Origin of the sequence: Kitasatospora sp. NPDC088264 (assembly GCF_040685715.1) — a bacterium.
Lineage (GTDB): Bacteria > Actinomycetota > Actinomycetes > Streptomycetales > Streptomycetaceae > Kitasatospora.
In genome coordinates, this window is sequence record NZ_JBFBIR010000058.1 from 13,189 (window position 1) to 37,170 (window position 23,982).

A 23,982-nucleotide genomic window follows, 5' to 3' on the forward strand; every position below is an offset into this window, starting at 1 on the left:
TCAGTCCTCCTGGTGGGAAAGGGTGGTGGTGCCGTCGGTGTCGCCGGTCGTCTCGGTGATCCTGGCGGCCAGGATCGGCCCGATCTGGGCGAGCGAGCCGGCTTGGGTCATCCGGTCGTGCCGGGTGGTGATCTCGTGGGATTCGATCCGGCCGGCGACGTACGGGCGCCAGATTGCGGGCCCCGCGTTGTCCTCGGCCCGGTCGATCGTGGAGTTGAACAGCAGCAGGTCTCCGCCGAACCTGCCGGGGACGAAGTCGACCGCCAGCTTGGCGTTGTTGATCATGATCTCGACGATCACCTCGATCTGTCGCTCGTTCAGGCCGGCCAGCGCGCTGCCCCGCCGGTTCAGGACCTCGGCAACCTCGGCGTAGGTGATCTCCTGGTCGCCCAGCTCGTCCGGGTCGACGTCGAGCACCCCGACGAGCACGTCGCGCACGGTGGGCACCGGCACCTCCGCGAACTGCACGTCCTTCACCGGGTAGGCGTCGAGGATCGCCAGCAGTGCGGTCCGTTCGCCGCGCGACTGCAGCTCGCAGGCGAGCGCGTGGGCGATCAGCCCGCCGGCGGACCAACCGAGGAGCAGGTACGGGCCCTCCGGCTGGATCTTCTGGATCTGGTCGGCGTAGTCGGCCGCCATCTCCTCGTAGGACGTCGGCAGGGGTTCGGGCCGGCCGAGGCCGCGTGCCTGGATGGCGTAGACCGGGTGCTGCGGGCCGAGGTGGTTCAGCAGTCCGCTGTACGACCAGCTGATGCCGCCGCCGGGGTGGACGCAGAACAGCGGTGTGCCGGTCCCGGTCGAACGCAGCGGCAGCACCACGTCCAACGCGTCGTCGGGATTGTCCATGACCAGGCGCTCGGTGAGACCGGCCACGGTCGGCGCCTCGAACAGCATGCGCAGGCCCAACTCCAGGCCGAGCGTCTCGCGGACGCGGGAGGCCAGGCGGGCGGCCAGCAGCGAGTGCCCGCCCAGGTCGAAGAAGTTGTCGTCGATGCTCACCTGCTCCCGGCCGAGGACCTCGGCGACGAGACCGCACAGCAACTGCTCCTGCGGCGTCCGGGGTCCGCGTCCGGCATCCGAGGCCCCGTACTCGGGGGCGGGCAGGGCGGCCCGGTCGAGCTTGCCGTTGGCGGTCAGCGGCAGCGCGTCCAGGGTGACGAACGCGGCCGGCACCATGTAGTCGGGCAGGTCGCGGCGCAGCCGGCCGGACAGCTCGGCCGCCTCGGGCGCGCCCTCGGGGGCGGGCACCAGGTAGGCGACCAGGCGCTTGTCGCCCGGCCGGTCCTCGCGGGCGACCACGGCCGCCTGGACGACGCCCGGGCAGCCCGCCAGGACGGCCTCGATCTCGCCGGGCTCGATCCGCAGGCCGCGCAGCTTGACCTGGTGGTCGGCGCGTCCGGCGAAGTCCAGCGCGCCGTCGGTCCGCCACGACGCGAGGTCGCCGGTGCGGTACATCCGGCTGCCGGACGGCCCGTACGGGTCGGCGGTGAAGCGCTCCGCCGTCAGGCCGGCCCGCCCGAGGTAGCCGCGGGCCACGCCCGTCCCCGCGAGGTACAGCTCGCCGACCATGCCGGTCGGCATCGGGCGCAGCCGGTCGTCGAGCACGTAGGCGCGCGTGTTCGCCATCGGCCGGCCGATCGGCACGGTCGCGGCGTGTTCGGGGAGGTCGCCCACCGGGTGCCAGGTGGCCAGGGTGGTGGCCTCGGTGGGCCCGTAGCCGTTGACCACCGCGATGCCGGGGCAGGCCGCCAGCACCCGGGCGACGGCGGCCGGGGAGACCACGTCGCCGCCGGTCCACACCTCGCGCACCCCGGCGAGCAGGCCCGGGCGCTCCTCGGCGACCAGGCGGAACAGTCCGGCCGTGAGCCACAGTCCGGTCACCCCGTTCGAGGTGATCGTGTGCTGGAGCAGGTCGAGGTCGAGCTGCTCCGGCGGCGCCACCACGACCCGGCCGCCGTTGAGCAGCGGGACCCACAGCTCGTAGGTGGAGAGGTCGAAGGCCGTCGGGGAGTGCATCAGCACCCGCTCGTGTCCACCGCCCCGCCATTCGGGGGTGAGCGCGAGGCCCGCCACGTCACGGTGGGTGACGGCCACGCCCTTCGGTCGGCCGGTCGAGCCGGAGGTGTACATGATGTACGCCAACTGCCCGGGTTCACAGGGGACTTCGACGTCGGACGGATCGGCGGCCTCGGACTGCACCAGTGCGGTGAGCACCTCCCGGGTGAGCACCAGGGCGGCCCCGCTCTCCCGCAGGATCAGGTCGATCCGGGAGGAGGGGAAGCGCGAGTCCAGCGGCACGTAGGCGCCGCCGGCCTTGATGATCGCCAGGATCGCCACGACCAGCTCCGCCGAGCGGTCCAGCATGACCGCGACCGGCGTCTCCGGCCGTACGCCCTGGCGGATCAGCGCCCGCGCCAGGCGGCCGGCCCGCTGGTCGAGCTCCGCGTAGGTCAGCTCGGTGCCGCCGGCCACGACCGCGACCGCCTCCGGGGTGGCCCGCACCTGGCGGGCGAACAGCTCCGGCACCGCGGCCCGGGGCAGCTCGGCCGCGGCGCCGTTGGAGCCGGCGAGCAGTCGGCGGCGTTCCTCGACGGGCATGATGTCGATCCGGCTGATCGGCCGGTCGGGGTCGGCGACGGCCGCGCGCAGCAGACGGGCCAGGCGCTCGAACAGCAGCTCCACGGTGGGCGCGTCGAACAGGTCGGTGGCGTACTCCACGGCACCGACCAGGCCGTCGGGGGCCCCGTCCGGGCGGAACTGCTCGGCCAGGCTGAAGGTCAGGTCGACCCGCGCGGTCCCGGTCGGCGCCTCCAGGTGGCCGGTCTCCAGCCCCGGCAGCGCGAACTCGCCGAGCGGCGCGTTCTGCAGGGCCAGCATGATCTGGAACAGCGGGTGGTGGGCCAGCGACCGCGCGGGGTTGACCACCTCGACCAGGTACTCGAACGGCACGTCCTGGTGGTCGTACGCGCTGAGCGCCTTCTGCCGGACCCGGCCGAGCAGTTCGGCGAAGCCGGGGTCCCCGCCGGTGTCGGTGCGCAGCACCAGGGTGTTGACGAAGAAGCCGACGAGCTCGTCCAGCGCCTCGTCGGTACGGCCGGCGATCGGACTGCCGACCGGGATGTCCGTGCCGGCGCCGAGCCGGGTGAGCAGGGCCGCGAGTCCGGCCTGGAGCACCATGAACATGCTGGCGCCGCGCGCGGCGGCCAGGTCCCGCAGGGCCTGGTGCAGGTCGGCGTCCAGCCGGACCGCGACCCGGTCGCCCCGCTGGGAGGCCACCGGCGGACGCGGCCGGTCGGCGGGCAGCTGCAGCTGTTGCGGGACGCCGGCCAGCTCGTCCTTCCAGTAGGCCAGTTGCCGGGCGAACAGGCTGTCCGGGTCGGCGGTGTCCCCGAGCAGGTCGCGCTGCCAGGCGCTGTAGTCGGCGTACTGCACCGGCAGCGGGGACCACTGCGGGGCCTCGCCCCGGCAGCGGGCCGCGTAGGCCGCGGCGAGGTCACCGGAGAGCGGGCCCATCGACCAGCCGTCGGCGGCGATGTGGTGCACCACGACCAGCAGCGCGTGCCGGTCGGGGGCGAGCGCGTACAGCTCCGCCCGGACGGGCGGCTCCGTGGCCAGGTCGAAGCCGCGCCGGGCCGTCTCCGCCAGCCGTTCGGCCAGTGCGCTCTCGTCGATCTCCATCACCGGCAGCGCGGGGCGCGCCTGAGCGGCGCTCAGCACGACCTGGTACGGCACGCCGTCGATCTCGCGGAAGACCGTCCGCAGGCTCTCGTGCCGGGCGACCACGTCCGCGAGCGCGGCGTGCAGGGCCGGGCGGTCCAGTTCGCCGGTCAGGCTGAGCGCGAGCGGCATGTTGTAGGTGGCGCTCGGCCCGTCCATCCGGTGCAGGAACCACAGGCGGCGCTGGGCGAAGGAGAGCGGCACCCGGTCGGGGCGGGCCTGGGCGGTCAGTGCGGGCCGCGCAGCTCCGGAGCCCTCCAGGCTGGCGGCCAGCCCGGCCACGGTCGGGGTCTCGAACAGCGTCCGGACCTCCAGCTCCGCGCCGAGGACCGCCCGGACCCGGGAGGCCAGGCGGGTCGCCAGCAGCGAGTGCCCGCCCAGGTCGAAGAAGCTGTCGTCGACGCCGACCTGGGCCAGGCCGAGCACCTCGGCGAACAGCTCGGCGAGGAGCTGCTCCTGCGGGGTGCGCGGCGCCCGTCCGGCCGCGACCGGGCCGAGGTCCGGTGCGGGCAGCGCACGGCGGTCGAGCTTGCCATTGGCCGTCAGCGGCAGCGCCTCCAGCGCCACGAACGCCGAGGGGACCAGGTAGTCGGGCAGCCGGTCCCGCAGCCAGTCGCGGAGTTCGCCCAGGAGGGCGCCGGCGCCCCGGTTGCCGGTCGGGCGGTTGGTCAGCGAGGACAGCGACGATCCCGTGGCCCGGGCCGGCCGGTACGCCTCGACCGGGGAGCCGTGGAGCGCCCGGGGGTCGGTGAGGACGACGTCCACGGCGTCCGCCGCGGTGGCCGACCAGGTGATGGCCGTCGAGCGGCCGAACTCCGACCCGAGGGCGTGGAAGTCCTCCGGATCGGGGAGGCCGCCGTCCTCCGGGGCGTGCATCCGTTCCAGCAGCTCGGCGAGCGAGCCGTCCCCGTTCTGCACGGCCCGGGCCAGAGCGGCTTCCCGCGCCACCCGGCGGTTCGGCACCCCCGTGATCCGCAGCACTCCGCCGGACGGCCGGACGAGCAGCTCGCGCAGTTCGGCCGGCCCGGCGACCTGCCGCCCCCACGCCAGCTCGACGGACCGCTCCGGAGCCGTCGGGGTGACCGGTGGCTTGTGCAGCGTCACGTCGTAGCGGTAGCGGCTCAGTTCGTTGTGGTGTCGGCCGCGCTTGACCTCCACGGCCACCGCACCGATGTCCGCGCCGTGCTCCCGCAGGACGGCGAAGAAGTCCGGGTCGACCAGGAGCTCCTTCTCCACCCGCAGGGCCTGCTCCACCGTGCGGCGCACCGCCGTGAGGTCCGCACCTTCGCCGACCCGGTGGAGCTGGACGGCGGTGGCCAGCGGACGCAGCAGCCGCAGGTTGCGGACGTCGCCGACGAAGAGCGCGCCGCCGGGGGCCAGCAGCCCCATCAGCTTCCCGATCACGTCGGCGAGGTACTCGGCGGACGGGAAGTACTGCACCACCGAGTTGATCACGATGGTGTCGAACTCCCCGGCCGGGAGCCCGTCGGTGTCGTGCGCCGGGCGGGTCTGCAGCACCACGCGCCCGGCCAGGTCCTCCTGCCCGGCCACCTGGGCGGTGAGCGCCTCGATCGCGGTGGCGGAGAAGTCGGTCGCCCAGTACGTCTCGCAGTGCGGTGCGATCTGCGAGAGCAGCAGACCGGTGCCGACGCCGACCTCCAGCACCCGGCGGGGGCGCAGGGCCAGGATGCGGGCGACGGTCGCGTCCCGCCACTCCCGCATCTGCTCGACGGGGATCGGGCTCGCGTCGTAACTGCTGTTCCAGCCCACGAAGTTCTGGCCGAAGCCGGCGTCCTCGGGAGCGATGGGCAGGGCGTCGTAGATGTCCTGCCACTCGCCCACGTGGTCCGCTTCCAGGGCGCTGTCGCGGGCCTCCTCCTGGCGGGGGACGACGTAGCCGATGAGCCGGTCGTCCTGGGCGAGGACCGCGGCCCGGGCGACGGCCGGGTGCTCGGCCAGGGCCGTCTCGACCTCGCCGGGCTCGACCCGGAAGCCGCGCACCTTCACCTGGTCGTCCGCGCGGCCGACGTACTCCAGCTGCCCGTCGCCGAGCCAGCGGACCAGGTCGCCGGTGCGGTACATCTGAGCACCGGCTGGGCCGAACGGGCAGGCGACGAACCGTCCGGCCGTCAGGCGCGGCCGGTTCAGGTAACCGCGGGCCAGACCCGCGCCCGCGACGTAGAGCTCGCCGGGAACGCCGGGCGGCACCGGCCGCAGCCGGTCGTCCAGCACGTACACCCGGGCGTTGGCGATCGGCCGACCGATCGGCGGTACGCCCGCCCCCGGGGACAGCGGGTCGCTCATGGTCGCGCACACCGTCGTCTCGGTCGGACCGTACGCGTTGACCATCCGCCGGCCCGGCGCCCACCGGGCCACCAGCTCCGGCGGGCAGGCCTCCCCTGCCACGACCAGTGTCGACACCGCCACCGAGCGTTCCGGCACGGCGGCCAGGACGGACGGCGGCACGGTCGCGTGGGTGGCCGCCAGGCCCGGGTCGGTCAGCGCGGCCACCGGGTCCGCCGCCGGGGGCAGTACCAGGGCCGCACCGCGCAGCAGCGCGGTGTAGATCTCCGACACCGAGGCGTCGAAGCTGGGCGAGGCGAACTGGAGCACCCTGCTGCCGGGTTCGATCGCGAACCGCTCGATCTGGGCGGCGACCAGGCTCGCGACACCGCCGTGGGGGACCACGACACCCTTGGGGCGGCCGGTCGAGCCCGAGGTGTAGATCACGTAGGCCGGGTGCCGGACGTCGAGTGCGACGTCCGGGTCGGTGTCCGGCCAGTCGCCCTCGGCCACCATGGCGGCGTCGTCGACCATCAGCGCCGGGCGGGCGTCCGCCAGCATGAAGTCGATCCGCGCCTGCGGGTACACCGGATCCACCGGCAGGTACGCCGCCCCGGCCTTCAGGACGCCCAGGACCGCGACCACCGCCTCCACCGAGCGCGGCAGGGCCACCGCCACCAGCTGCTCCGGGCCCACCCCCCGGGCGATCAGCGCGTGAGCGAACCGGTTCGCCCGCGCGTTCAACTCCCGGTACGTCAACTCGACGTCGCCGCGGACGAGGGCGACCGCGTTCGGCGTCGCCGCCACCTGCGCCGCGAAGGCCTGCGGCACCGGGACGGCGCCCACCTCGCGGGCGGTCGCGTTGCCCCGTTCCAGCAGCCGGTGCCGCTCGTCGGAGTCGAGGAGGTCGATCCCCCCGATCGACCGGTCCGGGTCGGCGGTGACCACCTCCAGCAGGAGCGTCCAGCGCCGCACGAGGGCTTCGACCGTCGAGCGGTCGAACAGGTCGGTGGCGTACTCCGCCGCGCCGACGATCCCGTCCGGGCTGCCGTCGGGGCCGAACCGCTCGACGAGGCTCACCCCGAGGTCGAACTTGGCGGTTCCGGTGGCCACCGCGTAGGTGGCCACCTCCAGGCCCGGCAGCGAGAACCGGCCCATCGGGGCGTTCTGCACGGCCAGGATGGTCTGGAACAGGGGGTGGTGGGACAGCGAGCGGGACGGGTTCAGCGCCTCCACCAGGTGCTCGAAGGGCACGTCCTGGTGGGCGTACGCCGACAGCGCCGTCTCCCGCACCCGCCCGAGCAGTTCGGCGAAGCTCGGATCACCGCTGGTGTCGGTGCGCAGCACCAGCGTGTTCACGAAGAACCCGACCAGGTCGTCCAACCCCTCGTCGGTACGGCCCGCGATCGGGCTCCCGATCGGGATGTCCGTCCCCGCACCCAGCCGCGTGTACAGCGCCGCCAGCGCCGCCTGCAGCACCATGAACAGACTGGTGCCGGTGTTCCGCGCCAGCTCGGTCAGAGCGGCGTGCAGTTCGGGGCTCAGCTCCAGGCCGACGTGGTCCCCGTGCCAGCCCGCGACGGCCGGCCGCGGCCGGTCGGCGGGCAGCCGGAGCAGCTCCGGCAGGTCGGACAGCTGGCGCTTCCAGTAGCCGAGCTGCTCGGCGAACCGGCTCTGCGGGTCGGCTGCGTCGCCGAGCAGGTCGCGCTGCCAGAGCGTGTAGTCGGCGTACTGCACCGGCAGGTTCGACCGACTCGGCGCACGGCCCTCGCTCCGGGCGGCGTACGCCTCGGCCAGGTCGCGGGCCAGCGGGCCGGTCGACCAGCCGTCACCGGCGATGTGGTGCATCACCAGCAGCAGCACGTGCTCGTCCGGCGCCACCGCGAACAGCTCCGCCCGCAGCGGCGGCTCCGCCGCCAGGTCGAAGGGCCGCCGGGCGAACTCGGCGAGCCGTTGGTGCAGCTCGGCCTGCGAGACCTCGGTCAACCCGGCCCGGGGCCGGGCCTCGGCCGGGTCCAGGACCCGCTGGCACGGGACGCCGCCCACCTCCGGGAACACCGTCCGCAGGCTCTCGTGCCGGGCCACCACGTCGGCCAGCGCCTCGTCCAGCGCCGCCCGGTCGAGCGTCCCGGTCAGCTGGAGCGCCAGCGGGATGTGGTAGGTCGCGGTGCTGCCGTCCATGCGGTGCAGGAACCAGAGCCGGCGCTGGGCGAAGGACAGCGGTACGGCCTCCGGCCGCTCCCGCGCGGTCAGCGCCGGGCGGGCGTTGCCGGCCTCCATCAACGACCCGGCCAGACCCGCCACCGTGGGCTCCTGGAACAGCGCGCGCAGCCCCAGCTCCACGCCGAGCACCGAGCGCACCCTGGCGGCCAGCCGGGTGGCAAGCAGCGAGTGCCCGCCGAGGTCGAAGAAGTCGTCGTCGATCCCGACCTGCGGGCGACCCAGCACCTCGGCGAACAGCTCGCACAGGACCTGCTCCTGCGGGGTGCGCGGTGCCCGTCCCACAGCCGTGGTCGCGTCCTCGGGCGCGGGCAGCGCGGCCCGGTCCAACTTCCCGTTCGGCGTCAGCGGCAGCGCCTCCAGCAGCACGAACGCCGACGGCACCAGGTAGTCCGGCAGGCGCTCACGCAGGTACGCCGCCAACTCCGCCGGACGGACGGTCGTGCCCGGACGAGCCGTGACGTAGCCGACGAGCCGGTCGTCCTGGGCCAGGACCGCGGACTGCGCGACGGCGGAGTGCCCCGCCAGGGCCGCCTCGATCTCGCCGAGTTCGACCCGGAAGCCACGGACCTTCACCTGGTCGTCGGCGCGGCCGACGTACTCCAGCTCCCCGTCGGCCCGGCGGCGCACCACGTCCCCGGTGCGGTACATCCGCTCGCCGACCGCCCCGAACGGGCAGGCGACGAACCGCCCCGCCGTCAGGCCCGGCCGGTCCAGATAGCCGCGCGCCAGCCCCGGCCCCGCGACGTACAGCTCCCCCGCCACGCCCGGCGGCACCAGGCAGAGCCGCTCGTCCAGCACGTACACCCGGAAGCCCGCGACCGGCCGGCCGATCGGCGGCACGCCCGAGCCCGCCGCCAGCGGGGCGCTCATCGTCGCGCACACCGTCGTCTCCGTCGGACCGTACGCGTTGACCATCCGCCGGCCGGGCGCCCAGCGTGCCACCAGCTCCGGCGGGCAGGCCTCACCCGCCACCACCAGGGTGGTGGCCGTGAGCTCGGCGCCGTCCAGCGCGGCCAGGGCCGAGGGCGGCAGCGTCACATGGGTGACGCCGAGCCGGTGGTCCGTCAGCGCCTCCAGCGGGGCGTCCGCCGGGGCCAGGACGAGGGCGGCACCGCTGAGCAGGGCGCTGCACAGGTCCCAGAACGACGCGTCGAAGCTGGGCGAGGCGAACTGGAGCACCCGGCTGCCGGGCACCACGCCGAGCCGCTCGACCTGCGCCGCCACCAGGCCCGACACGCCGCTGTGGCTCACCACCACGCCCTTGGGGCGGCCGGTCGAGCCCGAGGTGTAGATCACGTACGCCGGGTGCCGGACGTCGGGCACGACCACCGGATCGGTGTCCGGCCAGTCGCCCTCGGCCACCAGGGCCGGATCGTCGACCACCAGCGCCGGACGGGCGTCCTCCAGCATGAACGCGATCCGCGCCTTCGGGTACGTCGGATCCACCGGCAGGTACGCCGCCCCGGCCTTCAGCACGCCCAGGACGGCCACCACCGACTCCACCGACCGCGGCAGCGCCACCGCCACCAGCTGCTCCGCACCCACACCCCGGGCGATCAGGGCATGCGCGAACCGGTTCGCCCGGGAGTCCAACTGACGATACGTCAGCTCGACACCGCCGGAGACCAGCGCGACCGCATCCGGCGCCGCCGCCACCCGCGCCGCGAACAGCGCCGGCAGGCTCGCCGCGGCCTCCCCTTCCTCCACGGCGGGGAGCAGCTCACCGCTCTCCTCGGCGGACAGCAGGTCGATCCCGCCGATCCGCCGGTCCGGAGCCGCGGCGACCGCGGCCAGCAACCTGGTCCAGCGGGCGACCAACGTCTCGACCGTCGCGCGGTCGAACAGGTCGGTGCTGTACTCGACCGCGCCGCCGAGCCCGGCCGGCGCACCGCCGGGCCCGTACTCCTCCGCGAGGCCGAAGGTCAGGTCGAGCCGCGAAGTCCCGGTGGGCACCGCCACTCCGGAGACCCGGAGGCCGGGGAGTTCGAAGTCGCCGCCCGGCGCGTTCTGCACGACCAGCCCGGTCTGGAACAGCGGGTGGTACGACAGCGACCGGGACGGGTTCAGTGCCTCCACCAGGTGCTCGAACGGCACGTCCTGGTGCCCGAACGCCTCCAGCGCCGCCTCCCGCACCCGCCCCACCAGCTCGGCGAACGACGGATCACCGCCGGTGTCCGTGCGCAGCACCAGCGTGTTGACGAAGAACCCGACGAGGTCGTCCAGCGCCTCGTCCGTACGCCCCGCGATCGGGCTCCCGATCGCGATGTCCGTCCCCGCGCCCAACCGCGTGTACAGCGCGGCGAGCGCCGCCTGCAGCACCATGAACAGCGTCGCACCCGATCGCCGCGCCAACTCCACCAGGGCGGCGTGCAGTTCGGCGTCGATCCGGATGTCCAGCAGGTCGCCGCCGTACGACATGGCGGCCGGGCGCGGCCGGTCGGCGGGCAGTTGCAGCTGGTCGGGCAGCCCGGCCAGCGCCTCGGTCCAGTAGCCGATCTGGCGGGCGAACACGCTGCCCGCGTCGTGCTCGTCGCCGAGGATCTCGCGCTGCCACAGGGTGTAGTCGCCGTAGGTCACCGGCAGCGGCGGCCACGCGGGTGTCCCGCCGCCCTGCCGGGTGGCGTAGGCGGTGGCGAGGTCGTGGGCCAGCGGGTCCATCGACCAGCCGTCGCCGGCGATGTGGTGCATCACCAGCAGCAGCACGTGCTCGTCCGGCGCCACCGCGAACAGCTCGGCCCGCAGCGGCACGTCCGAGGTCAGGTCGAAGCCGCGCACCGCCGCCTCGCGCAGCAGGGCCGGCAGCTCCGCCTCGCCGGCCGCGCGCGCCGTCAGCGGGACGACGGCCTCGGCGGCCTCCAGCACCCGCTGGTGCGGGACTCCGCCGGTGTGCGGGAAGACCGTGCGCAGGGTCTCGTGCCGGGCCACCACGTCCACCAGCGCGGCGCTCAGGGCGGCCCGGTCGAGGCGGCCGGACAGCCGCAGGGCCAGCGGCAGGTGGTAGGTGGCACTCGGTGCGCCGAACTGCTGGAGGAACCAGAGCCTGCGCTGGGCGAACGACAGCGGCATCGGCTCACGGCGCGGCCGGGGCACCAGGGCCTGCCGCGCGGTGCCCGCGCCGTTCAGCCCGGCCGCGAGCCCGGCGGGCGTCGGCGTCCGGAACAGGCTGCGCAGCTCCAGCTCGACGCCGAGGGTCGCCCGGACCCGCGACATCAGGCGGGTGGCGAGCAGGGAGTGCCCGCCCAGGTCGAAGAAGTCGTCGTCGACCCCGACCCGCGGCACGCCCAGGACCTCGGCGAACAGCTCGCACAGGATCTGCTCCTGCGGGGTGCGCGGCGCGCGCCCGGCTCCGGCCGGGCCGAGGTCGGGGGCGGGCAGCGCCGCGCGGTCCAGCTTCCCGTTCGGCGTCAGCGGCAGTGCGTCCAGGAGCACGAAGGCCGACGGCACCAGGTGGTCCGGCAGCCGCTCGCGCAGGTACGCCGCCAGTGCCGCCGCAGTGGCCGGGTCCTGCGTCGAGGCCACCGCGTACGCGACGATCCGGGTCTCGCCCGGCCGGTCCTCGCGGGCGAGCACCGCGACCTGGGCCACGCCCGGGTGCGCGGCCAGCTCCGCCTCGATCTCGCCGGGCTCGACCCGGAAGCCGCGCACCTTCACCTGGTGGTCCACCCGGCCCGCGAACTCCAGCTCGCCGTCGGCCGACCACCTGACCAGGTCACCGGTGCGGTACATCAGCGCGCCCGCCGGGCCGTACGGGTTCGCGACGAACCGCGTGGCGGTGAGCCCGGGCCGGTTCAGGTAGCCGCGGGCCAGCCCCGCCCCGGCCAGGTACAGCTCACCCGTCACGCCGGGGGCGACCGGCCGCAGGGCCGGATCCAGCACGTACGCCCGGCAGTTGTCGATCGGACGGCCGATCGGCACCGGAAGCGGGCAGTCGGCGGGGTCGGCCGGCAGCGGGAAAGCGGTGATCACGTGGGTCTCGGCAGGCCCGTAGTGGTTGTGCAGCGTCCGGCCCGGGCGACGGGCCTGGAAGCGGCGCACCGCGCCGCCGAGCCGCATCGCCTCGCCGGCCTGCGCGACCAGCCGCAGACTCGGCAGCTCCAGCCCGGCCTCCTCGGCGGCCTCGGCCAGCGCCTCGACCACCAGGTTGGGTGCGAACAGCTCGGCGACCCGGTGCCGGTCGAGCCAGTGCGCGAACAGTTCGGCGCTGCGGCGCTGCTCCTCGGTCGGCACGACCAGGGTCTTGCCGTACAGCAGCGCGGAGAGCACCTCCTGCACCGAGACGTCGAAGCTGATCGCGGTGAACTGCGCGGTGCGGGTGCCGGGTTCGCCGCCGACGGCCTCGTGGTGCCACGCCAGCAGGTTCAGCAGCCCTGCGGCGGGCATCACCACGGCCTTGGGCCGGCCGGTGGAGCCGGAGGTGTAGATGACGTAGGCCGGGTGCCGCGCGTCCACGGCGACGGCCGGGTCGTGCTCCGGCCGCTCCTCTGCCGGGGTGACGGCCGCGAGGTCGTCCAGGACGACGGCCGGCCGGGCGTCCTCCAGCATGTACGCGATGCGGGCGGCCGGGTAGTCCGGGTCGATCGGCAGGTACGCCGCGCCCGTCTTGAGCACGGCGAGGACGGCGACCACCAGCTCGGCGGAGCGCGGCAGCCGCAGGGCGACGACCTGCTCCGGCCCCACCCCGCGCGCGATCAGCGCGTGCGCCAGGCGGTTGGCCCGGCGGTTCAGCTCGCGGTACGTCAGCACGGTGTCCTCGAACACCACCGCCGGGGCCTGCGGGGTCGCCCGGACCTGCGCCTCGAAGAGGGCCGGCAGGCCGTCTGCGGGAACCGGTCGGGCGGTGTCGTTGCGCGCCACCAGCAGCTCGTGCCGCTCCTCGGCGGTGAGGACGTCGATCCGGCTCAGCGGCCGGTCCGGCTCGGCGACCACCGCCGCCAGCAGGCGCAGCCACCGGGCGACCAGCGCCTCCACCGTGGTGTGCTCGAACAGGTCGGTGCTGTACTCGACCCGCCCGACGATGCCCTCGGCCAGCCCGCCGGTGCCGCCGCGCTCCAGCAGGTGGAAGCCGAGGTCGAACATCGCCGTGGGCGTGCGGACCAGGAGGATCTCGGCGCCCAGACCGCTCAGCTCGAACTCCGTGCGGGGCACGTTCTGCAGCGCGAGCAGCACCTGGAACAGCGGCTGACGGGCGAGCGACCGGGACGGGTTGAGGGCCTCGACGACGTGCTCGAACGGCAGGTCCTGGTGGGCGTACGCGCCGAGCGCGTCCTCCCGGACCCGGCCCAGCAGCTCGGCGAACGACGGGTCGCCCGAGGTGTCGGTCCGCAGCACCAGGGTGTTGACGAAGAAGCCGACGAGGTCGTCCAGCGCCTGGTCCGTCCGGCCGGCGATCAGGCTGCCGACCGGGATGTCGTCGCCCGCGCCGAGCTTGTCCAGCACCGCCGCCAGCGCGGCCTGCAGCACCATGTAGACGCTGGCCCCGTGCTCCCGGCCCAGGCGCACCAGTGCGCCGTGCAGTTCCGCGTCCAGGTCGATCGCGAGGTGGCCGCCGGCATATGAGGGTGCGGAGGGGCGGTGGCGGTCGACGGGAAGCCGGATCTGCTCGGGCAGGTCCGCCAGCGTCCGTGTCCAGTAGGCCGTCTGGCGGGCGAACAGGCTGTCCTGGTCGGCCGCGTCGCCAAGCAGCTGGTGGTGCCACAGGGTGTAGTCGGCGTACTGGACGGGCAGCGGCGCCCACTGCGGTTCCTCGCCCCGGCAGCGCGCCGCGTACGCGGTGGCCAGGTCGGCCGACAACGGGCCCAGCGACCAGCCGTCACCGGCGATGTGGTGGACCACCACCAGCAGCACGTGCTCGTCCGGTGCCGTCTCGAACAGCTCGGCACGCAGGGGTGGTTCGATGGCGAGGTCGAATCCGCGCGCCGCGGCCGCCACCAGCAGCTCCGGCAGGTCCGTCCCGCCGGCCCTGGTGACCGACAGCCGCGGCCGGACCGTCCGCGCGTCCAGCACGTCCTGGTACGGCACCCCGTCGACCTGCGGGTAGACCGTGCGCAGGCTCTCGTGCCGGTTGACGACGTCAGCCAGCGCCTCCTCCAGAGCCGCCCGGTCCAGTGGGCCGGAGAGCCGCCACGCCAGCGGCATGTTGTAGACCGAACCGGCGCCCTCCAACTGGTCCAGGAACCACAGCCGGCGCTGCGCGAAGGACAGCGGGACCCGGTCGGGCCGGTCAGCGTGGCGCAGCGCGACCCGCGCCTGGCCGGCTCGGCCGAGTCCGGCGGCCAGCCCGGCCACCGTCGGCGTCTCGAACAGGCTGCGCAGTTCCAGTTCCACGCCCAGGGTGGCACGCGCCCGGGCCACCAGCCGAGTCGCCAGCAGCGAGTGTCCGCCGAGCTCGAAGAAGTCGTCGTCGACCCCGACCTCGGCCACGCCCAGCACCTCGGCGAACACCTCTGCGACGACCTGCTCCTGCGGGGTGCGCGGGGCCCTGCCGGTCCTCGGCGCGGTGTGGACGGGTGCGGGCAGCGCGCGCCGGTCCAGCTTGCCGGTGGCGGTCAGCGGCAGGCTCCCCAGGGGCACGAAGGCAGCCGGGACCATGTAGTCCGGCAGTCGCTCGCGCAGGTGGGCCCGCAGCTCGTCCGGCCGGAGTTCCGCCCCGGCGACGGCCACCGGGTAGGCGACCAGCCGCACGTCCCCTGCGCGGTCCTCCCGGACGGTCACCGCGACCTGGGCGACCTGCGGATGTTCCGCCAATGCCGCCTCGATCTCGCCGAGTTCGATCCGGAAGCCGCGCACCTTGACCTGGTCGTCGGTCCGGCCGAGGAACTCCAGGTTCCGGTCGGCGCCCCAGCGCACCAGGTCGCCGGTGCGGTACATCTGCGTACCGCGCGGACCGAACGGGTCCGCCACGAACCGTGCCGCGGTGAGCGCCGGCCGGTTCAGGTAGCCGCGGGCCAGGCCCGCGCCGGCGAGGTACAGCTCACCCGCCACGCCCGCGGGCACGGGCTGCAGCGTGCTGTCGAGGACGTACAGCCGGATACCCCCGAGCGGCCGGCCGATCACCGGGCGCGGACTCGATTCCAGCGGTGCGACGACGGCGTCCACCGTGCATTCGGACGGCCCGTAGTAGTTCAGGCAGGACACGCGGTCGACGGCCCGCAGCCGCTCCCACAGCTGGTCCGGAACGGCCTCCCCGCCCATCGAGACCACCGCGGGACGGCGCCCCGGGTCGTCCAGGAGCCCCCGTCCGACGAGCACTTGCAGATAGGACGGGGTGGCGTTGACGTAGTCCAGGCCGGCGCGCTTGACGTAGTCGACGAAGGCGTCCGGGTCGGACCAGGTCGCCTCGTCCAGGACGTGCAGCTCGTGGCCCGCGTACAGGCCGGACAGCTGGTCGCAGGAGGCGTCGAAGGACACCGAGGTGGTCAGCCCGATCCGCAGCCGCTCCTTCGTCCCCCGGGGGAACAGCAGCGGACGCTGGCTGACGAACAGGTTGAGCAGGCCGCCGTGGGTCGACACCACGCCCTTGGGCCGGCCGGTGGAGCCGGAGGTGTAGATCACGTAGGCCGGGTGCCTCGGTTCGACGGCCACCAGGGGGTCCGTCGCGGGGCAGTCGGCCACCAGCGCGGCTGTCGCCGGGTCGTCGAGCACCAGCCACCCGGCCGGGCGGGCCTCCGGCAGCCGGTCCCGGGTCCGGGCATCGGTCACCACCAGGACCGGGCCGGCGTCGTCCATCATGTGCCCGATCCGCGTGGCCGGGTACTCGGGATCGACCGGGACGTAGGCCGCCCCGGTCTTGAGCACCGCGAGGATCGCCACCACCAGCTCGGCCGACCTCGGCAGGGCCACCGCCACCAGCCTCTCCGGCCCCGCGCCCCGCACGATCAGGGCGTGCGCCAACCGGTTCGCCCGCTCGTCCAACTGCTCGTACGTCAGCGAGACGTCACCGCACACCAAGGCCACCAGGTCCGGCGTCGCCCGCACCTGTGCCCGGAACAGCTCCGGCGCGCTCGCGGCCGGAAGCTCCACCTCCGGTCCGGTGCCCAGTGCCGTCAGCTCATCGCGCTCCTCCGCGGAGAGAAGGCCGTACCGGCTCAGCCGCCGCTGCGGGTCGGCGACCGCGGCGCGGAGAAGTCGCTCCAGGCGCCCGAACATCGTCTCGACGGTGGCCGGGTCGTAGAGGTCGTCGGCGTACTCGACGATCCCGTCGATTCCCTCCGGGGAACCGTCCCGCGCCTGCCGCTCGGACATGGTGAAGATCAGGTCGAGTTTGGCGGTGGTCGTCGCCAGGGGCATGTCGTCGACGTGCAGCCCGGGCGGGGCGAAGTCGGCCCGGGGCGCGTTCTGCAGCGCCAGCATCACCTGGAACAGCGGGTGGTGCGCCAGCGACCGCGCCGGGTTGAGGGCTTCGACCAGGTGCTCGAACGGCAGGTCCTGGTGGGCGTACCCGGCCAGCGAGGTGTCCCGGACCCGCGCCAGCAGCTCGGCGAAGGTCGGATCGCCCGAGGTGTCGGTGCGGAAGACCAGGGTGTTGACGAAGTAGCCGACCAGCTCGTCCAGTGCCTGGTCGGTCCGGCCGGCGACCGGGCTGCCGACCGGGATGTCGTCGCCCGCGCCGAGCTTGCTCAGCAGTGCCGCCAGTCCGGCCTGGAGGACCATGAACAGACTGGTGCCGTGTTCCCGGGCGAGCTCGCGCAGACCGCGGTGCAGCTCCGCGTCCAGTCCGACGTGCACGAAGCCGCCCCGGTGCGAGGCGACCGCCGGGCGGGACCGGTCGGCGGGCAGCTGGATCCGCTCCGGGAGATCGGCCAACTGCCGTGTCCAGTAGGCCGCCTGGCGGGCGAGCAGGCTGTCCGGCTCGGCGGATCCACCGAGCAGCTCGTGCTGCCAGAGGGTGTAGTCGGCGTACTGGACCGGCAGTTCCTCCCACTGCGGTTCCTCGCCGCGGCAGCGCGCCGCACAGGCGGCGGTCAGGTCCTGCGCGAGCGGACCCAGCGACCAGCCGTCACCCGCGATGTGGTGGAGCACCACCTGGAGCACGTGCTCGTCCGGCGCCAGCTCGAACAGGTCGACCCGCAGCGGCGCATCGCCCGCCAGGTCGAACGGCCGGTCCTTCGCCGCCGCCATCAGGGCGGGCAGCTCGGCCTCGGTGGTCCGGCTCACGAGCAGCCGCGGGCGGCCCGCCACGACGTCCAGCACCTGCTGGTACGGGACGCCGTCGACGGCAGGGAAGACGGTGCGCAGGCTCTCGTGCCGCCCGACCACGTCCGCCAGGGCGGCCTCCAGGGCCCGCCGGTCCAGGGCCCCGGACAGCCGCCAGGCCAGGGAGATGTGGTAGTTGGCGCCGGCGCCCTCCAGCTGGTGCAGGAACCACAGCCGCCGCTGCGCGAACGACAGCGGGATCAGCTCGGGGCGCTCGCGCCGTACCAGGGCGGCCTGAGCCGGTCCGGCCGCCGCCAGGGCGGCGGCCAGGCCGGCCGGGGTCGGCGACTCGAACAGGGTCCGCAGCGGCATCTCCACGCCGAGCGTCGCGCGGATCCGGGCGGCCAGCCGGGTGGCCAGCAGCGAGTGCCCGCCCAGGTCGAAGAAGCCGTCCTCGACGCCGACCGAGGTCGCGCCGAGGACCTCGGCGAACAGCTCGCACAGGACCTGCTCCTGCGGGGTGCGCGGCGCGCGGCCGGTGCCCGCGGGGGCGAGGTCGGGAGCGGGCAGGGCCCGGCGGTCCAGCTTGCCGTTGGCGGTCAGCGGCAGCGCGTCCAGCACCACGAAGGCCGACGGCAGCATGTGCTCGGGCAGCCGCCCCGCCAGGTGCGCGCGCAGGTCGGCCGCGCGCGGTGCGGTGCCGGTGGCGGGCACCAGGTAGGCGACCAGCCGGGTGTCGTCGGCCCGGTCCTGCCGGGCCAGCACGGCGACCTGGGCGACGCCGGGGTGCGCGGCGAGGGCCGCCTCGATCTCGCCGAGCTCGATCCGGAAGCCGCGCACCTTCACCTGCTGGTCGGCCCGGCCGACGTAGCGCAGGCTGCCGTCCGCCGCCCGGCGCACCACGTCGCCGCTGCGGTACATCCGGGAGCCGGCCGGCCCGAACGGGTCGGCCACGAACCGCCCGGACGTCAGACCCGGCCGGTTCAGGTAGCCGCGCGCCAGGCCCGCGCCCGCGACGTACAGCTCGCCCGCGACGCCCGGGGCGACCGGGCACAGACCACCGTCGAGCACGTACGCCCGCAGGTCCGGGATCGCCGTGCCGATCTGGCCGGCCGGGGTACCGGACCGGTCGAGTGCCGCGTGGGTGACGTGCACCGTGGTCTCGGTGATGCCGTACATGTTGACCAGCCGCGGCGCGTCGTCCGGGTGCCGCTCGTACCAGCTCGCGAGGCGGGCGGGCTCCAGCGCCTCGCCGCCGAACACCACCGTGCGCAGGGCGAGTTCACGGCCGGTCCCGGGCGCCTCGGCGTCCGCCTGGATCAGCTGGTGGAAGGCGGACGGCGTCTGGTTGAGCACGGTCACCCGCTCGCGGGCGAGCAGTTCCAGGAAGCGGCCGGGCGAGCGGCTGGTCTCGTGGTCCACGACCACCAGCCGGCCGCCGTGCAGCAGCGCGCCCCACAGCTCCCACACCGAGAAGTCGAAGGCGTAGGAGTGGAAGAGCGTCCAGACGTCCTCGGCGGAGAAGCCGAACAGTTCCCGGGTGGTGTCGAACAGCCGCACCACGTTCCGGTGCGGGACCACGACGCCCTTGGGGTCGCCGGTGGAGCCGGAGGTGTGGATGACGTAGGCGGGGTGGGCGGGGTCGACCGCGACCTCCGGGTCGGTGTCCGGCTGTCCGTCCAGGTCGGCGGTGTCCAGCAGCAGCCGGTCCACGCCGTCCGCTCCGGGCAGGTCGCCGGTCCGGCCGGTCGTCACGAGCAGCGCGGGCCGGGCGTCCTGGAGCAGGTAGGAGATCCGGGCCGCGGGGTACTCCGGGTCCACCGGCACGTACGCGGCGCCGGCCTTGAGCACCGCGAGGATCGCGACCACCAGCTCGGCCGAGCGCGGCAGCGCCACCGCCACCAGCCGCTCCGGCCCCACGCCCCGGCCGATCAGGGCGTGCGCGAGCCGGTTGGCCCGGGCGTTCAACTCGCCGTACGCCAGGCTGGTTTCGCCGTCCGTGAGCGCGACCGCGGCCGGGTTCGCCCGGACCTGCCGCTCGAACAGCGCGGTGATGCTGCTCTCCGGCGCCTGCGCGCCGAGGCCTCCGCCGTCCGGGAGCAGCGCGCTCAGCTCGTCGGCGGACAGCACGTCCACCCGGCCGATCCGCCGGCCGGGGTCGGCGGCCACGGCCCGCAGCAGTCGCAGCCACCGCTCGACGATCCCGGCGGCGGTGGCCTCGTCGAACAGGTCGGTGCTGTACTCCAGGACGCCCGAGAGGCCGTCGGGCTGTTCGGCCAGGACGAAGGTCAGGTCGCACTTGGCCGTCCCGGTCTGGACCAGATCGGTCGCCACCCGCAGCCCCGGCAGCTCGAACGCGCCGAGCGGAGCGTTCTGCAGGGCGAGCATGGTCTGGAACAGCGGGTGGTGCGCCAGCGTCCGGGACGGGTTCAGTGCCTCCACCAACTGCTCGAACGGCACGTCCTGGTGCGCGTACGCGGCGAGCGCGTCGGCGCGCACCCGGCCGAGCAGTTCGGTGAAGGACGGGTCGCCCGACAGGTCGGTGCGCAGCACCAGGGTGTTGACGAAGAAGCCGACCAGGTCGTCCAGCGCCTCGTCGGTGCGTCCGGCGATCGGCGTTCCGATCGGGACATCGGTACCGGCGCCGAGCTTGCCCAGCAGCGCGGCCAGCCCGGCCTGGAGCACCATGAACAGGCTGGCCCCGCCGTCCCGGGCGAGCGCGCGCAGGCCCTGGTGCAGCTCGGCGTCGATCCGCACCGGCAGCTGGGCGCCCCGGTAGGACATCGCCGTCGGCCGGGGCCGGTCGAACGGCAGCTCCACCTGCTCGGGCAGGTCCGCCAGCTGCGCGCGCCAGTAGGCGAGTTGGCCGTTCAGCAGGCTGTCCGGGTCCGAGCCGTCGCCGAGCAGGTCCCGCTGCCACAGGGCGTAGTCGGCGTACTGGACGGGCAGCGGCGCCCAGTCCGGTTTCGCGCCCTCGGCGCGGGCCGCGTAGGCGGTCGTCAGGTCCTGCGAGAGCGGCCCCGTCGACCAGCCGTCACCGGCGATGTGGTGCACCACCAGGAGGAGCACGTGCTCCTCCCGTCCCAGCCGGAACAGTTCGGCGTGCAGCGGCGGCTCCGCGGCGAGGTCGAATGCGCGCCGGGCCGCCTCGGCCAGCCGGTCCGGCAGGTCACGCTCGCCGACCTCGGTCATCCGCAGCCGCGGCCGGGCCGCGTCGGGGTCCAGCACCCGCTGGTACGGCACGCCGTCGACCGCCGGAAACACCGTGCGCAGGCTCTCGTGCCGCTCGACCAGGTCCGCGAGGGCGTCCGCCAGGGCCCGCTGGTCCAGCTCTCCGGACAGCCGCAGCGTCAGCGGGATGTTGTACGTGGCGCTCGGGCCCTCCATGCGGTGCAGGAACCAGAGCCGGCGCTGCGCGAAGGACAGCGGGACCGTCCCCGGCCGCTCCCGCCGTCCCAGGGCCGGCCGTGCCCGGCCGGCGGCGTCCACCGCCGCCGCCAGCTCCGCCACCGTCGGCGCGTCGAACAGGTCGCCCAGCCGCAGTTCCACGCCGAGGGTCGTCCGCGCCCGGGCGACCAGCCGGGTGGCCAGCAGCGAGTGCCCGCCGAGGTCGAAGAAGCTGTCGTCCAAGCCGGGCTCGGACACCCCGAGGACCTCGGCGAACAGCCCGACGAGCAGGTGCTCGGTCGCGGTGCGCGGGGCGCGGCCCGGCGTGGCGGGCTGTGACTCGGGCGCGGGGAGGGCCCGGCGGTCCAGCTTGCCGTTCGGCGTCAGCGGCAGTACGTCCAGGACCACGAACGCCGACGGCACCATGTACTCCGGCAGCCGCTCGCGCAGCCGGGCCCGCAGGTCGTCCGGCTGGACGACCTGCCCCGCCGCGGGAACGGCGTAGGCGACCAGCCGGGGTTCCTCCTCGTTGCGCACCGTCACGGCGGCCCGGGCGACCTGGGGGTGTTCGGCGAGCACGGCCTCGATCTCGCCGAGCTCGACCCGGAAGCCGCGAACCTTGACCTGGTCGTCGGTGCGGCCGAGGAACTCCAGGTTCCCGTCCGGGTTCCAGCACACCAGGTCCCCGGTGCGGTACATCCGCGATCCGGACGGCCCGAACGGGTTCGCCACGAAGCGCCCGGCGGTCAAGCCCGGCCGGTTGAGGTAGCCGCGGGCCAGTCCCGCGCCCGCGATGTACAACTCACCCGGCACGCCGGTCGGCAGCGGCCGCAGGGCGCCGTCGAGCACGTGCAGCCGGGCGTTGGTGACGGGTCGGCCGATGACCGGGCGCGGGCTCGAACCCACCGGCGCGACCACCGAGTTGACCGTGCACTCGGACGGCCCGTAGAGGTTGAGTCCGCGAACCCCTCCGGCCTCCCGCAGGTCCGCCCAGAGCTGCTCGGGGACGGCCTCGCCGCCCGCCGCGACCAGCGTCGGCCGCCACTGCGGATCGCTCAACAGCCCGTGCGCGACCAGGACCCGGAGGTAGGACGGGGTGGCCTCGATGTAGTCGAGCCCGCAGCGCGCGGCGTAGCCGACGAAGGCGTCCGGGTCGGTCCAGGTCGCGTGGTCCAGGACGTGCAGCTCGTGGCCCCCGAACAGGGCGAGCAGCTGGTTCAGGGAGGCGTCGAAGGACACCGACGTGGTCAGCGCGACCCGCAGCCGCTGCCGTCCGTCGAGCACCGGCCGGAACATGGCCTGCCGGTGGTCGGTGAGCAGGTTCAGCAGGCCGCCGTACGTCGGCAGCACGCCCTTGGGCCGCCCGGTGGAGCCGGAGGTGTAGATGACGTACGCCGGGTGTGCCGGATCGACGGCCACCCTCGGGTCCGTATCCGGCAGCGCGTCCAGGTCGGCGGTGTCAAGCACCAGCCGGTCGACGGAGCCCGCCTCGGGCAGCCGCTCGCCGCTGCGGGCGTCGGTCACCAGCAGCGTCGGCCGCGCGTCGTCGAGCAGGTACCCGATCCGGGCGGCCGGGTACTCCGGGTCGACCGGGACGTACGCCGCGCCGGTCTTCAGCACCGCGAGGATGGCCACCACCAGCTCGGCCGAGCGCGGCAGCGCCACCGCCACCAGCCGCTCCGGTCCGGCGCCGCGGGCGATCAGGGCGTGCGCCAGCCGGTTCGCGCGCGCGTCCAGCTCCGCGTACGTCAGCGAGACGTCCCCGCAGACCAGCGCGACGACGTCCGGGGTCGCCCGCACGTGCTCCCGGAACAGCTCCGGCAGGCTCGCGGCCGGGACCGCCGCCGCCGGCCCGCTGCCGACGGCCGCCAGCTCGCCGTGTTCCTCGGCCGTGAGCAGCTCGATCCGGCCCACCAGGTCGTCCGGGTCGCAGTCCGCGAGGGTGTCGAGCAGCAGGAGCAGCCGCTGCTGGTGCGCGGCGAGGTCGTCGTCGCCGTACGCCTGCGGTGCTCCGTGGAGCCTGAGGAGCGGGGGGTTGCCGTCCCGGTAGTCGAACACCCAGACCGCCAGGTCGGTGGTCGAGCCCGACACGAAGTGGTGCACGGAGGCGGGGTGCCCGGCGAAGCTCGGCCTGGAGTTGAAGGCCATGATATTGACGATCAGCGGGAACGCCGTCCCGATGCCGCCGGGCGCGCCGAGGTCGCGCAGCAGGTCCTCACTGCGGTAGCGCTCGTGCGCGACGGCCGCCTCGACCTCCCGTGCCGTCTGGGCGACGAACTCGCGCCACGACATGTCCGGCCGCACCGTCATCCGCAGCGGCACCACGTTGGACATCGTGCCGGGCACGGCCATCAGGTCGCGGTCGGCGCCCCGGCGGGCGGTGACGGGCAGGGCGAGCACCACGTCCTGGGCGCCGGTCAGCCGGTGAGCGTAGAGCGCCGTCGCCGCGATCAGCAGCCGGGACCACCGGACGCCGACCCGGCCGGCCGCCGCCCGCAGGGCGTCCGGGCGCCGCAGTTCCCGTTCCTCGGCCAGCCGGAGGGCGAGGTTGGGGTCGGTCGGGGAGGCGCCGGTGAGCCGGGTGGGAGCGGGCCGGTCCGCGAACCGCTCCGTCCAGTAGGCGCGGTCGGCGGCGAAGTCCGCGGACGAGCGGTAGGCGGCGTCGCTGTCGACCAGGTCCCGCAGGGAACCGAACGGGCACGGCGGCTCGGCGCCGCCCCCGGCCAGCGCCGAGTACACCTCGCCGACCCGCTGCCGGACCAGCGAGCTGCTCAGCGCGTCCAGCACCACGTGGTGGTAGTTCAGGTACCAGAGGTACTCGGTCGGTGACAGCCGGATCAGCGCGTGCCCGAACAGCGGGTCGCGGGAGAGGTCCAGCGGGCGCAGCAGGTCACGTTCCATCCACTCCCGGGCCGCCGCACGGGGGTCGGGCTCCCCGCTGAGGTCGAGGTGCGCCGGCGCCCAGTCCCAACTCTCCCGGAGGACCTGGCGCGGGCCCTCGCCGTCGTCGAGGAAGCTCACGTGCAGGGCGTCGACCTCGTCGACCACCCGGCGCACCGCGGTCTCGAACAGCTCCCGGTCCACCGGCCCGTGGATCTCCAGGCACTCACCGACGCGGTAGCCCGGGATCGGGTTCCGGGACCGCTGTTCGGCGAGCCAGATCTCGCGCTGGGCCGCTGTCAGGGGAAGGGTGTCGCCATCGCGACGGGACATGGGGGTACCTCCGAAAGTGTGGGCAGG

Annotated in this window: 1 protein-coding gene; it reads right to left on the reverse strand. The window is 74.6% G+C overall.

Features of this window, described 5'->3' with window-relative positions; translation table 11 throughout:
- Complete coding sequence (locus AB0O82_RS31235) at positions 1–23,955, reverse strand: non-ribosomal peptide synthase/polyketide synthase (protein ID WP_363587267.1); 23,955 nt, start codon at positions 23,953–23,955, stop codon at positions 1–3.
- Positions 23,956–23,982 lie beyond the last annotated feature (27 nt).

Excerpts from the sequence above, each read along its gene's own strand:
- AB0O82_RS31235 (WP_363587267.1), bottom strand. The coding sequence starts at position 23,955 with ATGTCCCGTCGCGATGGCGACACCCTTCCCCTGACAGCGGCCCAGCGC.